At 71.2% G+C, this 13,870-nt stretch carries 13 protein-coding genes; 12 read left to right on the forward strand and 1 reads right to left on the reverse strand.

Annotated elements, in window-relative coordinates:
• Positions 1–67: 67 nt before the first annotated feature.
• Positions 68–1,315, reverse strand: a complete 1,248-nt coding sequence (locus tag OG858_RS27740) for a sensor histidine kinase (protein ID WP_319266871.1) — start codon at positions 1,313–1,315, stop codon at positions 68–70.
• Between the two features lie 287 nt (positions 1,316–1,602).
• On the opposite strand from OG858_RS27740, the gene OG858_RS27745 reads away from it, so the two are divergent.
• The 12 genes from OG858_RS27745 to OG858_RS27800 all read left to right on the forward strand — a co-directional run bounded on the left by OG858_RS27745 (position 1,603) and on the right by OG858_RS27800 (position 13,608).
• Positions 1,603–2,046 (forward strand): NADH-quinone oxidoreductase subunit A, encoded by a 444-nt coding sequence (locus OG858_RS27745; RefSeq protein WP_086754361.1) that lies wholly within the window; start codon positions 1,603–1,605, stop codon positions 2,044–2,046.
• Positions 2,037–2,729 carry an NADH-quinone oxidoreductase subunit B gene (locus OG858_RS27750; RefSeq protein WP_319322206.1) on the forward strand — a complete coding sequence of 231 codons (693 nt, stop codon included), beginning with the start codon at positions 2,037–2,039 and terminating at the stop codon, positions 2,727–2,729. The genes OG858_RS27745 and OG858_RS27750 overlap by 10 nt, the downstream gene beginning before the upstream one ends.
• Positions 2,726–4,243, forward strand: a complete 1,518-nt coding sequence (locus OG858_RS27755; RefSeq protein WP_327744831.1) for an NADH-quinone oxidoreductase subunit C — start codon at positions 2,726–2,728, stop codon at positions 4,241–4,243. Before OG858_RS27750 ends, OG858_RS27755 begins: the two co-directional genes overlap by 4 nt.
• On the forward strand, positions 4,240–5,208 hold the full coding sequence (locus OG858_RS27760; protein ID WP_319066311.1) for a complex I subunit 1/NuoH family protein: 969 nt from the start codon (positions 4,240–4,242) through the stop codon (positions 5,206–5,208). Before OG858_RS27755 ends, OG858_RS27760 begins: the two co-directional genes overlap by 4 nt.
• Before the next feature lie 2 nt (positions 5,209–5,210).
• The gene (locus tag OG858_RS27765) at positions 5,211–5,867 is read left to right on the forward strand and encodes a NuoI/complex I 23 kDa subunit family protein (RefSeq protein WP_328544309.1); all 657 of its coding nucleotides are present in this window, start codon (positions 5,211–5,213) and stop codon (positions 5,865–5,867) included.
• Complete coding sequence (locus OG858_RS27770; RefSeq protein WP_408059432.1) at positions 5,864–6,628, forward strand: NADH-quinone oxidoreductase subunit J family protein; 765 nt, start codon at positions 5,864–5,866, stop codon at positions 6,626–6,628. The genes OG858_RS27765 and OG858_RS27770 overlap by 4 nt, the downstream gene beginning before the upstream one ends.
• Positions 6,628–7,035: an NADH-quinone oxidoreductase subunit NuoK gene (gene nuoK, locus OG858_RS27775; protein ID WP_086750904.1), complete on the forward strand. Its 408-nt coding sequence runs from the start codon at positions 6,628–6,630 to the stop codon at positions 7,033–7,035. The genes OG858_RS27770 and nuoK overlap by 1 nt, the downstream gene beginning before the upstream one ends.
• Entirely contained in the window at positions 7,032–9,026 is a 1,995-nt protein-coding gene (locus OG858_RS27780; protein WP_086750905.1) for an NADH-quinone oxidoreductase subunit 5 family protein, read from the forward strand. The genes nuoK and OG858_RS27780 overlap by 4 nt, the downstream gene beginning before the upstream one ends.
• 6 nt (positions 9,027–9,032) lie before the next feature.
• The gene (locus tag OG858_RS27785; protein ID WP_086750906.1) at positions 9,033–10,616 is read left to right on the forward strand and encodes a complex I subunit 4 family protein; all 1,584 of its coding nucleotides are present in this window, start codon (positions 9,033–9,035) and stop codon (positions 10,614–10,616) included.
• Positions 10,613–12,187, forward strand: coding sequence for an NADH-quinone oxidoreductase subunit N (locus tag OG858_RS27790; RefSeq protein WP_319266879.1), 1,575 nt, complete (start codon positions 10,613–10,615; stop codon positions 12,185–12,187). The genes OG858_RS27785 and OG858_RS27790 overlap by 4 nt, the downstream gene beginning before the upstream one ends.
• 162 nt (positions 12,188–12,349) lie before the next feature.
• Positions 12,350–13,213 (forward strand): zinc metalloprotease HtpX, encoded by an 864-nt coding sequence (gene htpX / locus OG858_RS27795; RefSeq protein ID WP_046707051.1) that lies wholly within the window; start codon positions 12,350–12,352, stop codon positions 13,211–13,213.
• A complete protein-coding gene (locus tag OG858_RS27800; RefSeq protein ID WP_086750908.1) occupies positions 13,210–13,608 on the forward strand; it encodes a YccF domain-containing protein in 399 nt (132 codons plus the stop codon). The genes htpX and OG858_RS27800 overlap by 4 nt, the downstream gene beginning before the upstream one ends.
• Positions 13,609–13,870 lie beyond the last annotated feature (262 nt).

Below are 13,870 nucleotides of genomic sequence, written 5' to 3' on the forward strand. Positions count from 1 at the left end.
AAGGCGAACGGGCGCCCACAGCGAAGAACCCCTCGCCCCAAGGCACCCGACCGCGAACACACCCCGGTCAACCGCCGGAGGTACCCGCACCCCGTCCACGCCAGGGCAACTCCGCCGTGACAGTCGTGGGCCCACCCACCGGAGAGTCGATGACGAACAGCCCGTCGACCGCGTCGAGCCGCTCCGCGAGCCCGGCGATACCGGTGCCCCCGTCGAGCCGCGCACCCCCACGCCCGTCGTCCCACACCTGAATCAGCAGCCGGTCGTCGGAACGCCAGACATCCACCGAGGCGGCCTTCGCCCCACTGTGCTTGCTGATGTTCTGCAGCAGCTCGGACACGGTGAAGTACGCGATGCCCTCGATGGCGGCGGCAGGCCGCGCCGCGAGATCGACGCTCACCCTCACCGGCGCGACGCACCGCGCCGCGACCGACGACAACGCCGCGTCGAGCCCCCGATCCGTCAGCACCGCCGGATGGATCCCCCGCGCCAGATCCCGCAGCTCCTGCAACGCCAGCTTCACCTCACCGTGGGCCTCGTCCACCATCGAGGCAGCCGCGTCGGGATCCTCCAGCAGCTTCTCCTTGGCGAGCCCGAGCCCCATCGCCAGATTCACCAGCCGCGCCTGCGCCCCGTCGTGCAGATCCCGCTCGATCCGCCGCAGATCGGCCGCGGCCGTGTCGACGACGACCCCCCGGTCGGACTCCAGCTCCGCGATCCGCCGCTCCAGCTCGTCGGAGGGCGACAACAGGGACCGCACCATCACCCGGTCCACGTTCGTCAGCCCCCGCACGATGTACGGCAGCACCGGCCACGCCACGAACAGCCCCGTGAGGGTGATCACGAACGTCGTGACGGCCCACGGCATCCGGATCAGCTCGTACAGCATCGAACGCCAGCCGACCGGATCCTTCACGCTCATCCACACCTGCGCGAAGAACCCCTCGTCCGCCCGCCGTCCGATGCCACGGAACGGCAGCGGACTCGGCTCGTCCACCCGCACCCGCAGCAGCGCCCGCGCCCGTATCCGCTCCAGCCGCCCCAACTGCCGGGCCCCCATCAACGCGGCGGCGAGCAGCGGAAAACCGATCACCGTCAACGTCAGGAAGGCACTGGTGAACAGCACCGTCGTCACGTACACGAACCCGAACAGCGCGAGCGGCAGGTTCGCCAGCAGATGCGCGATCTCCCGCCACGTCTGCCCCCCGAACGCGAACTGTGCGGGCGGCAGCGGATCGGAGGGCGTCTGGCTGGAGGGCAGCGGACGACCGTACGGCCGCCCGGAGCCGGCCGGGGAAGAGAGGGATTCGGTCATGCCACCACCCTGCCCGCCCGCCCCCGCCCCGCGCCATGAGGCGGACCTCCCCGGCCACCCTGGGGAAAACCCCACCCCACCTGGTCCTGCCCCGTCCCGACCCCGCTCCCCTCACCCGTCCCGGCCCGGACACGACGGCACTCCGGAGTGCCGACCTGTGACGGGCTGCTTACGGTCTCTTTAGCAGGGCCTAGACTCCCGTGCGTACAGATCGTCGAACAGCGAAGCACGTACGGCGTCCGCATCACGTACGTACGAATCGCCAGGCCAGGGAGCGAGGGACGGACGTGCCGGAACCGACCGTCGCCGTAGCGGCGGAACCGACCGTCGGCGCAGCCACGGAACCGACCGTCGCCGTAGCGGCGGACTACTTCCAGTCCTACTCGGTGGTCGGACTGCTCGCCGCCGTGGGCGTGCTCTTCGTCGCCGTCGCCTTCGGCGCGGGACGCCTCCTGCGGCCCGAGGTCCCCACCCGGGAGAAGCTCCTGACGTACGAGTGCGGCGTCGACCCCGTCGGCGAGGGCTGGGCCCACACCCAGGTCCGCTACTACGTCTACGCCTTCCTCTACGTCATCTTCGCCATCGACTCGATCTTCCTCTTCCCCTGGGCGACGGTCTTCGCCGACCCCGGCTACGGCGCGACGACCCTCGTCGAGATGTTCGTCTTCCTCGGGTTCCTCGCCGTGGGCCTGCTCTACGCATACAAGAAGGGCGTCCTGGCATGGACGTGACGCCAGAAACGAATCCGCCGGAGGCGGGCGCCCCGCAGCCCGTTCTCCTCCCGGAGCCGAAACGGCTGGGTGCCCTCGCCCGCCTCGCGCCCGAGCCGATGAAGGTGATCCTCAACTGGGGCCGCCGGTACTCCCTCTGGGTCTTCAACTTCGGCCTCGCCTGCTGCGCGATCGAGTTCATCGCCGCGTCCATGGCCCGCCACGACTTCATCCGCCTCGGCGTCATCCCGTTCGCGCCCGGCCCGCGCCAGGCCGACCTGATGGTGGTGTCGGGCACGGTCACGGACAAGATGGCCCCGGCGGTGAAGCGCCTCTACGAACAGATGCCTGAGCCGAAGTACGTCATCTCCTTCGGCGCGTGCAGCAACTGCGGCGGCCCCTACTGGGACTCCTACTCGGTCACCAAGGGCGTCGACCAGATCATCCCCGTCGACGTCTACGTCCCCGGCTGCCCGCCCCGCCCGGAGGCCCTCCTCCAGGGCATCCTGAAACTCCAGGAGAAGATCGCCCGGGAGTCCCTGGGGGAGCGCTACGCCAACGACCCCGGCACGACAGGCCGCGCTGCGGCAGGCCCCCGCCCGTCCGCGGCGGCCCTGCAGAGCGGCTTGGTGAAGCCACCGGCGGCCGATTCCGATGCCGCCGAAACGGCCGCCGGTGGTGGCGCTGAAGTGGGGGACAAGTGACCGGCTGGCTGCCCGCCCCCGCCGAGGAGCTCTTCGGCCCGGAGGCCACGGCCGAGGAGTCGTACGGCGTCCTCACCGTGGACGTCCCGTCCGCATCCTGGACCGAGGCGCTGCGCACGGCCCGCTCCACCCTGGGCTGCACCTATTTCGACTGGCTGAGCGCGGTCGACGAACCGGGCACGGGCTTCCGTGTGGCGGCCCATGTGGTGGCCCTGGCCCCGGTCCGCCGCCTCCTCCTGCGTACGACGGTTCCCCACGAGGCCCCGGTCCTGCCGACCGCCGTCGACATCTACGCCGGCGCGGCCTGGCACGAACGCGAGACCCACGAAATGTTCGGCGTCCGCTTCGAGGGCCACCCCGCCCTGGACCACCTCCTCCTCCCCGAGACCTTCGAGGGCCACCCCCTCCGCAAGGACTTCGTCCTCGCGGCCCGCGTGGCCAAGGCCTGGCCGGGCGCCAAGGAACCGGGCGAGTCTGCGGGGCACGGCGCCCCCAAGCGCCGCCAGATGCTCCCGCCCGGCGTCCCCGACCCCAACGAGTGGGGCCCCCTCAAGGGCCAACTCCCCCCGGCCCCCGCCCGCCCGGCCCGAGGCGCAGCCGCCCGCCCGGCCGGAGACCGCTCGGCCCGCCGAACGCGCACAGCCGCCGAAGGCTCGGCCGGCCAGACGACGCCCAGCCCACCCACCGACACCCCGGCCTCCCCGCGCCGCACCCGCACAACAGCCGAAGGCTCAGCGAGCCTGCCGACGACTGCCCCGGCACCGGACGCATCGGGCCCTTCGGCCTCCCCGCGCCGCGCGCGCTCGGCGGCCGAGGGTTCGGCAAGCCTGCCGACGGCCGGCCCGGCACCCGAGGCGAGCGGCAGCCCTACGGCCCCGCGCCGCGCCCGCAGCGCTTCGGGAGGCTCGGCGAGCCGACGCGTGACCCCCGCCGAGGCTCCCGGCACCGGCGAGCCCCCGGCTCAGCCGAGCCCCACCCGCCCCGCCGCCCGCAGCACGGACGCGCCCTGGCACCAAGCCCGCCCGGCCTTCGACGAGCCCGAGGCCGAGGCCGAGCCTGCGGCCGTGCGTGAGCCTCAGCCGAACGCCGAGCCCGCGACGCAGCCCGAGCCAGAGGCCTCCACCAGCTCCGCAACCCCCCAGCCGGATGCCGCACGTGGTGCAAAAGCGGAACCCGATCCGGCCGAATCCGCGGGAGAAGCCGAAGCCGAAACTGCGGCCGAAGTCGAAGCCGTAGCCGCGGGAGAAGCGGAAGCCGAAACTGCGGCCGAAGCCGACACACAGTCCGCCTCTGCCCCGGCAACCGCTGACGAGCGCACCCCGGCCCCGCACACCCCGCCGCGGCGACCCGAGCCGCCCGGCACGCCCCCGGACAAGGCCCCTCCGAGTCAGCCCCCAGGCGTCGGAGCACCCGACGGCAACGGCGGCCACGTGGACGTCACGCCCGACGTCAAGCCCGACGCCACCCCCGATGACGTTCCTGACCCCAACCCCCCCACGGGAGGCTCGCAGTGAACGACGCTCTGGACGTCGCCCTGCGACTCCTCATCGTCTTCGTCGTCTTCCTGACCTTCCCCCTGATCATCGGGCAGACCGAACACAAGGTCATGGCCCACATGCAGGGCCGCCTCGGCCCCATGTACGCCGGCGGCTTCCACGGCTGGGCCCAACTCGTCGCGGACGGCGTGAAGTTCGCCCAGAAGGAAGACATCGTCCCGGCCGGAGCCGACCGCCGTATCTTCCAGCTCGCCCCGGCCGTGGCCCTCCTCCCGTACCTCCTCGTCCTCCTCGCCATCCCGATCGGCCCCGGTGAGGGCGCCGTCGGCGAGGTCATCGACGCGGGCATCTTCTTCGTCCTCGCGGTGATGGGCGTGGGCGTCCTCGGCTCCCTCATGGCCGGCTGGGCCTCCGCCAACAAGTTCTCCCTCCTCGGCGGCCTCCGCACCGCTGCCCAGCTCCTCGCCTACGAACTCCCGATGCTGCTCACCGCCGCCTCCGTGGCGATGGCGGCCGGCACGGTCTCCCTGGTCGGCATCCTCGACGCCTTCGAGTGGTGGTGGCTGCCCTGGCAGATCGTCGGCGCGATCGTCTTCTTCGTCGCCGGCCTCGCCGAACTCCAGCGCCCGCCCTTCGACATGCCCGTCGCCGACTCGGAGATCATCTTCGGCGCCTACACCGAGTACACCGGCCTCCGCTTCGCCCTCTTCCTCCTCGCCGAGTACGCCGGAATCGTCGTCCTGTGCGGCCTGACCACCGTCCTCTTCCTCGGCGGCTGGCACGGCCCGTGGGGTGCCGACGGCCTCGGCTGGGTCTGGACCCTCCTGAAGACCGCCGTCCTCGCCTTCATCGTCATCTGGCTCCGCGTGACGTACCCCCGCCTGCGCGAGGACCAGCTCCAGAAGCTCTCCTGGACCCTCCTCGTCCCCCTCTCCCTCGCCCAGATCGCCCTCACCGGCGTCGTGAAGGTGGTGATCCGGTAACCATGGCCCCCATCCCCGGCAGCGGCCTCGCCAAGGGCCTGGCCGTCACCCTCCGCACGATGACGAGGAAGACCGTCACCGAGCAGTACCCGGACGTCCAGCCCGACCTCCCGCCCCGCACCCGTGGCGTCATCGGGCTCTTCGAGGAGAACTGCACGGTCTGCATGCTGTGCGCCCGAGAGTGCCCGGACTGGTGCATCTACATCGACTCCCACAAGGAGACGGTCCCGCCCGCCGCCCCCGGCGGCCGCGAACGCAGCCGCAACGTCCTCGACCGCTTCGCCATCGATTTCTCCCTCTGCATGTACTGCGGTATCTGCATCGAGGTCTGCCCCTTCGACGCCCTCTTCTGGTCCCCGGAGTTCGAGTACGCCGAGACCGACATCCACGAACTCACCCACGAGCGCGACAAGCTCCGCGAGTGGATGTGGACCGTCCCCTCCCCGCCGGCCCTCGACCCCTCGGCCGAGGAACCCAAGGAACTGGCCGCCGCCCGCAAGACCGCCGAAAAACTAGCGACGGCCCAGGCGGCCGAGGCCGCCGAGGCGAAACAAGCCGCGCAGGCCGAGAACACCGAGCCGGCCGAACCGTCCAAGCCACCGACCGAACCGTCCAAGCCACCGACCGAACCGGCCGAGCCACCGGAGGGAGACGCGTGAGCCTCGCCGCAGCCGCAGCCGCCGCCGTCGCCACGACGCACCCCGCCCTGGCCCCCGCCCTGGCCGCCGTCGAGACCCGGGGCTTTCTCTCCCCGACCGGCGTCGAGATCGCCTTCGTCCTCGTCGGTCTGGTCACCTTCGGCGCCGCGATCGTCACCGTCACCACCCGGCAGCTCGTGCACGCCGCCCTGTGGCTGGTGGTGGCGCTCGGCGGGCTCGCCGTCGAGTACCTCCTGCTGACCGCCGAGTTCATCGCCTGGGTGCAGGTCCTCATCTACGTCGGTTCCGTCGTCGTCCTCCTCCTCTTCGGTCTGATGCTCACCAAGGCCCCCATCGGCCGCTCCCCGGACGCCGACTCCGGCAACCGCTGGGCCGCCCTCACCGTCGCCGTCGCCTCGGCGGCCGCCCTGGTCTGGGTCGTCGTCGACGCCTTCCGCACCATCTGGATCGACCTCGACGGTCCCGCCGCCGGCTCCACCGAGGCCACCGGCGAGAGCCTCTTCCAGAACTGGGTCCTCCCCTTCGAGGCCCTCTCCGTCCTCCTTCTCGCCGCCCTGGTCGGCGCGATCGTCCTCTCCCGCAAGGCGAAGCCGGACGCACCGACCCCCGCGACCACCCCCCGCCCCCGCAACGGCACCCCACCCCAGCCGCCGACCGGACCCCGAACCGCAGCCGAAACTCGAACCGGAGCCGATACCGGAGCCCGCTCCGAAGCCGCAGCCAAGTCCGAGTCCGGCACCGACAAGGGAGGCGTCCGCTGATGCACCTCGCCTACCCCGTCGTGCTCTCCGCCCTCCTCTTCTGCACGGGCCTCTACGGCGTCCTCGCCCGCCGCAACGCGATCCTCGTCCTGATGTCCGTAGAGCTGATGCTCAACGCCGTCAACCTCAACCTCGTCGCCTTCGACGTCTGGCTCAGCAAGGCCGCCGAGGAGACCCTGCACTCCGGCCAGGCCCTGACGCTGTTCACGATCACCATCGCCGCCGCCGAGATCGGCATCGGCCTGGCGATCGTCCTCGCCGTCCACCGCAACCGTGGCACCGCGGACATCGACAAGCTCCGCGACACCGCCGAGGGCCACGAGACCGACGACCCCGACGGCTCCGACGAGGCCACCGGCACGACCGACCCCTCCGGCCGGACCGAGAAGGCTGAGGCCACCGCGTGACCACGACCACCCTCGCCGTACTCGTCCCCCTCCTCCCGTTCCTCGGCGCCGCGACCGGCCTGCTCCTCGGCCGCACCGCCCCCGGCTTCGTCCGCCCCCTCGCCGTACTGCCCACCGTCACGGCCTTCGCCCTGGCCGTACTCGTCGCCGTACGCCAGGGCGGTGACAAGGCCGTCGACGCGGCCACCCAGCTGACCCCCACCGGCTCGGTCCCGATCGAACTCGCCCTGCACATCGACGGCTTCGCCGCCCTGGTCGCCGTCCTGGTCGGCCTGGTCGCCACCTGTGTGCAGATCTACTCGACGGGCTATCTGCGCGACGACCCGCGCTACCCCTCGTACGCCGCTCTCGTCTCCCTCTTCACCTCCGCGATGCTCCTCGTCGTCTACTCCGGCGACCTGATGGTGCTCCTGGTCGGCTGGGAGATCATGGGCATCTGTTCGTACTTCCTGGTCGGCCACTACTGGGAGACCCCTGAGGCCCGGGCCGCCTCCCTCAAGGCCTTCCTGGTCACCAAGCTCGGTGACGTCCCCTTCCTGATCGGTCTGTTCGCCCTCGCCACGGACGCCGGGTCGTTCCGCATCACCCGGATCCTGGCCACCGTCGCCGAAGGCGGCCTGGACCATCCGACGCTGATCGCCCTGCTGCTCCTCGCCGGTGTCGCGGGCAAGTCCGCCCAGTTCCCCCTCCACACCTGGCTCCCCGACGCGATGGCGGGCCCCACACCCGTCTCGGCGCTGATCCACGCCGCGACGATGGTCGCCGCCGGTGTCTACTTCGTCGCGCGCCTCCTCCCGGTCTTCGCCGCCTCCTCGGCGGCCCTGCTCGTCATGGCCGTCATGGCGGCGGTCACGATGACCGGCTCGGCCCTCGCCGCGCTCGCCCAGGACGACATCAAGCGCGTCCTCGCCTACTCGACGATGAGCCAGCTCGGTTACATGACCGGCGCCCTCGCCGTCGGCGACCGCGGTGCCGCCGTCTTCCACCTCATCTCCCACGGCGCCTTCAAGGCGCTGCTGTTCCTCGCGGCCGGCGTGATCATCCACGCCGCCGGCACCAACTCCCTGGCCGCCATGTCCCGCATGAGCCACCTGCGCGCACGCGTCCCCGACGCCTTCTGGACGATGACCGTGGCGCTGCTCGCCCTCGCCGCGATCCCGCCGTTCAGCGGGTTCTTCTCCAAGGAGTCCGTCCTCGGAGCCGCCGAGCACGCCGCCACCGGCCACGCCGACCCCGTCCCCGGCGCCGCGGGCTGGACCGTCCTCGTCGCCGGTGTCCTCACGGCCCTGCTCACCGCCGCGTACGTCACCCGCCTGTGGCTGCTCGCCTTCCACGGCAAGGGCGCCGAAGCCCCCGACCACGGCCGCCAGCCCCGCACGATGACCGTCGTGCTGTGGGTGCTGGCCGTCCCGTCCCTCGCCCTCGGCGGGTTCGCCTACGGCAGGCTCCCCGACTGGTTCGACGGCGAGGACCTGGCCCCCACTCTCACCACGTCCGTCCTCGGCACGGGCGCCGCCCTGATCGGAGCCCTGGTGACCTACGCGGCCTGGCGCTCCGTCACGGCCAGGGCGGCCCGCGTCCCGCTGGGCGCGGTCGCGGCCCACCCCGACGCGGACGCCGCCACCGTCGAGGCGGAGGCCATCGCCAGCCACACCCCGGCCTACGGGAACGTGGCCTCGGCACCCGACCCGGCGGACCCGGGCCGTCTCCTGCTCGGCCCACTGCACCGCCACGCCGCCGCCGGCTTCCACCTCGACGCCGTGTACTCGGCCCTGTTCGTCCGCCCGGTCCAGGCCGGCGCGAGTCTCGTCCGGTTCCTCGACCGCGAGGTCGTCGACACCTACGTCCACGGCGCGGGCGCCCTGCCCCGCCTGCTGGGCACGGCCGTACGCCGCGCCCAGACCGGCAACATCCAGACCTATGTGAGCGCGCTGCTCGCCGGCACCGTCGTCCTGGTGGTCGCCGCCCTCGTCGTCGCCACGGGAGCGTGAGCAGGCGTGATCGATATCAACGAGTCCGTGATGCAGGTCCTTCTGGCGTTGATCGTCGTCGGCCCGCTCATCGGCGCCGCCGCCGCTCTCCTGCCGGCCCCGCCCGGACTGAAGGGGAAGTCGCCCGAGCAGGCCGTGCTCCGACACGGCATGACCGTGACCGGCGCGGTCCTCATCGCAGCGATCGTCCTCGCGCTCGGCTTCGACCACGACCAGCCGTCGAAGATGCAGGCCAGTACGGACATCAGCTGGATCCCCGCACTCGACGTGCGCATCCACCTCGGCATCGACGGCATCTCCCTCCCCCTTCTGGTCCTGACCGCGCTGCTGACCTTCCTCTGCGCGCTCTACTCCTACTTCAAGATGCCCAAGGGCCCGTCCCCGAAGGCCTTCGTCGCCCTGCTGCTCGTCCTCGAAGCCGGCACCCTCGCGACCTTCGCCGTCCTCGATCTGCTGCTGTTCTTCCTCGCGTTCGAGATGGTGCTCATCCCGATGTACTTCCTCATCGCCCGCTGGGGCGGTGAGCAACGCACGCAGGCCGCCTGGAAGTTCATCCTCTACACCCTGCTCGGTTCCGTGGTCATGCTGCTGGGCCTGCTCCTCGTCGGACTCAGGGCGGGCACATTCGACATGGTGGCACTCGCCACTGACAATCACCCCGAACTGACCACGTCCGTGCAGGTCATCGCCGCTCTGTCGATCGGGATCGGGCTCGCGGTGAAGACCCCGATGTGGCCGCTGCACAGCTGGCTGCCGGACGCCCACACCGCCGCGCCGACCGTCGGCTCGGTCCTGCTGGCCGGCGTCCTGCTGAAGATGGGCACCTACGGGTTCGTCCGCATCCTGCTGCCGATCACACCCGACGGGTTCCGTACCTTCGCGCCGTACCTCGCCGCCTTCGCGGTCGTCGGCATCATCTACGGATCCCTCGCCTGCCTCGCCCTCGCCCGACAGGGCGCGCAGGGCGACCTCAAGCGCCTCATCGCGTACTCCTCCGTCGGCCACATGGGCTTCGTGCTCCTAGGCATCGCCACGATGACCCCGACCGGCGTGAACGGCGCGCTGTTCGCCAACATCGCCCACGGCCTCATCACCGGCCTGCTGTTCTTCCTGGTCGGCGCCCTCAAGGACCGCACCGGCACCACCGACCTGGACACCCTCGCGCGGGAGACCGGCGCCGCCCTCTACGGCAGGGCCCCGCGTCTCGGCGGCCTGCTCGCCTTCGCCGCCGTCGCCTCTCTCGGCCTGCCCGGCCTCGCCGGGTTCTGGGGCGAGATGCTGGCGCTGTTCGGCGCGTTCGAGCCCGCCGAGGGCCTCAGCCGCCCGGCCTTCCTCACCTTCATGACGATCGCCGCGTTCGGCACGCTCCTCACCGCCGCGTACCTGCTGATCGTGGTCCGCCGCGTCTGCATGGGTGCCGCACCGCAGGAACCGCAGGACGGGCCGCGGCTCGCGGACGTACAGACGTACGAGTTCGCGGCCTGGACCCCGCTCGTCGCCCTCACCGTCCTCGCCGGCCTCTGGCCCGCGGCCCTCCTCGGCCTGTCCGATCCGGCCGTGCAGCAGCTCCTCGCAGGAGGCAACCGTTGAGCCCCTTGGCCCAGCCGCCGGTTCAGGCCCAGGCCCAGACCCTGGCCGAATCAGTCGTCCAGTCCGTCGACTGGCTCGCGATCGCGCCGCCCACGATCGCCGCGGTCGTCGGACTCGCCGTGCTCGTCTCCGACCTCTTCCTGGGTGACGCGAAGAAGGCGCTGCTCGGCTGGGCCTCCGTGGCGGGCCTCACGGTCTCCCTGCTGGCCCTCCTGCCTCTCCTGGACGGCGACCGCGCCACCTTCTGCCTGACCGGCGACCCGGACGTCTGCAGCTACACCGCGGACCGCTTCACCCTCGTCGTCCAGTTCCTCGTCCTCGGCGGTGCCCTCCTCACCGCCCTGCTGTCGATGACGGCCCTGAACGACGAGAAGAAGGAACTCCCCGCAGGGGAGTTCTGGTTCCTGCTGCTGTCGTCCGCCGCGGGCGCCGCCCTCCTGCCCGCCTCCCGCGACCTCGCGACCCTCGTCGTCGCCCTGGAGGTCGCCTCCCTGCCCGCCTTCGCCCTCGTCGGCATCCGGCTCGGCGACAGGCGGTCCTCCGAGGCAGCCCTGAAGTTCTTCCTGTCGTCCGTCACCGCCACCGCCGTCAGCCTGCTCGGCATCAGCTTCATCTACGCCACGACAGGCACCCTGTACCTCACCGAGATCGCCGACCGGATCCAGAACGTCGACGGCCAGCTCCACACCGTCACCCAGGCCGGCGTCGTCCTCACCCTCATCGGCTTCGCCTTCAAGACGGCGGCCGTACCGTTCCACTTCTGGGTCCCCGACACCTACGTCGGCGCCCCCCTGCCCGTGGCGGCCTACCTGTCGGTCGTCGGCAAGGCGGTCGGCTTCTCCGGGCTGATCCTCATCACCGTCGTCGCCCTCCCGTCGTACGCCGAGGTCTGGGGCCCCGCCCTCGCCGCCCTGGCCGCCCTCACCATGACCGTCGGCAACCTCGGCGCCCTCAAACAGCGGTCCACGCGCGCGTACAGCGCGGTCCGGCTGCTCGCCTGGTCCTCCGTCGGCCAGGCCGGCTACCTCCTCGTACCGATCGCGGCGGCCGCGTACGCCGACAACACCGACGACGCCGAGAAGGCCATCGGCTCCACCGTCGCCTACGCCCTGATGTACGCCGCCGTGAATCTCGGCGCCTTCGCCGTGGCCGCACTCGTCGGCCGTACGAAGACCCTGAACCGCGTCAGCGACTACCGGGGCCTCTACGCCTCGAACCCCCTCTCCGCCCTGCTCCTGGCCTTCTTCCTGCTCTGCCTCGCCGGGCTGCCGCCGGGCATCATCGGCCTGTTCGCCAAGGTCACCGTCTTCTCGGCGGCCGTCGACGCGGGACTCGGCTGGCTGTCCGTCGTCATGGCCGTCAACGTGGTGATCGCCCTCTTCTACTACCTCCAGTGGACGGCCCTGCTGTTCCGCGCGCGTGAGGATGAAGGCGAAACCGTGGGCGATCCGGGACAACACCGCGTCCCGGCCCCCCTGACCGTCGCCCTCACCCTCACCGGAATCGTCGGCATCGCCCTGTCCGGCGCACCCCAGCTCGTCCTGCGCTTCGCCGGCATCGGCCTCTTCTAGCGAGCCGCCTTCACCCGGACGGCCCACCGGCCGGGCCGCGCGCACAAGGGAACTAGTACCCCCCGCCTGGCGTTGACCAGTACGGGAGGGTCCACTGAGAAGTGGAGTCAACAGCAGCAGCAAGCAAAGGGTTCCCCTGCCGCACGACTTGGAGGGCGTACCGTGCACCGCCGGCACAACGGGCTCAGGACCGCCGTACTCCTCGGGGGACTGTCCGCACTCATCATCGTCATCGGAAGCCTCTTCGGCCGTACGGGCCTCATCATCGCGGTCGTCGTCGCTCTCGGCACGAACGCGTACGCGTACTGGAACAGCGACAAGCTGGCTCTACGCGCGATGCGCGCCCGCCCGGTCAGCGAGTTCGAGGCACCGGCGCTGTACCGCATGGTCCGCGAGCTCTCCATGCAGGCCCGCCAGCCCATGCCACGCCTGTACATCTCCCCGACGGACGCCCCGAACGCCTTCGCGACCGGCCGGAACCCGCGCAACGCGGCGGTGTGCTGCACCGACGGCATCCTCCGCCTGCTCGACGAGCGCGAGCTGCGCGGCGTCATCGGCCACGAACTGAGCCATGTCTACAACCGGGACATCCTCATCTCGTCGGTCGCCGGCGCCCTCGCCTCCGTGATCATGTTCCTGGTGAACTTCGCCTGGCTGATCCCCATCGGCCGCTCGGACGACGACGACGGCCCCGGCCTCCTCGGCATGCTGCTGATCATGATCCTCGGCCCGCTGGCCGCGTCCGTCATCCAGCTCGCGATCAGCCGCTCCCGGGAGTACGAGGCGGACGCCTCCGGCGCCCAGCTCACCGGTGATCCACTTGCCCTCGCCAGTGCCCTTCGCAAACTGGAAACAGGCACCAAGCAGCTGCCGCTGCCCCCGGAGCCCCGGATCGAGACCGCGAGCCACATGATGATCGCGAACCCCTTCCGGCCGGGCCGGGGATTCTCCAAAATGTTCTCGACACATCCGCCGATGGCGGAACGCATCGCCCGACTCGAGAAGATGGCAGGTCGCCCCCAGTGAAGACCATTCTGAACATCATCTGGCTGATCCTCAGCGGCTTCTGGCTCTTCCTCGGCTACCTGTTCGCAGGCTTGCTTCTGTGCATCACGATCATCGGTATCCCGTTCGGCATCGCCTCGTTCCGCATCGGCGTCTACGCCCTGTGGCCCTTCGGGTACAGCGCCGTCGAGCGCCGTGACGCGGGCGCCCCCTCCTGCCTCGGCAACATCCTGTGGTTGGTCCTGGCGGGCTGGTGGCTGGCTCTGACGCACATCTTCACGGGCCTCGTGCTCTGCGTCACGATCATCGGTATCCCCTTCGGCATCGCCAACTTCAAGCTCGTCCCGGTCTCGCTGATGCCCCTGGGCCGCGAGATCGTCCGCTCGGACCAGCCGTTCGCCCAGCAGCGCCGGTAGCAGCGCCGGTAGCCGCGGCACGCCCCGGGGGGCGGGGGGATACAGAGCGGCCGAAGTGCGTCCTGCTGCACCGACAACCTCCTCGGCGACCCGCCCCCACCCGGCCACCGAGCGATACGTACGAACTCCTCGGCTGCGCCCCCGAGTACGAGCCTGGAAGCGGCCCTCACGCGCGCGTGCCGACGGCTCCGCGCCCCGCGGGCCTCCCTGGTCCCGGGGATCCTCGGTGTGCGGGGCGAGCCGGTCCACGCGTGGCACCTGC

Origin of the sequence: Streptomyces europaeiscabiei, from assembly GCF_036346855.1 — a bacterium.
Classification (GTDB): Bacteria; Actinomycetota; Actinomycetes; order Streptomycetales; family Streptomycetaceae; genus Streptomyces; species Streptomyces europaeiscabiei.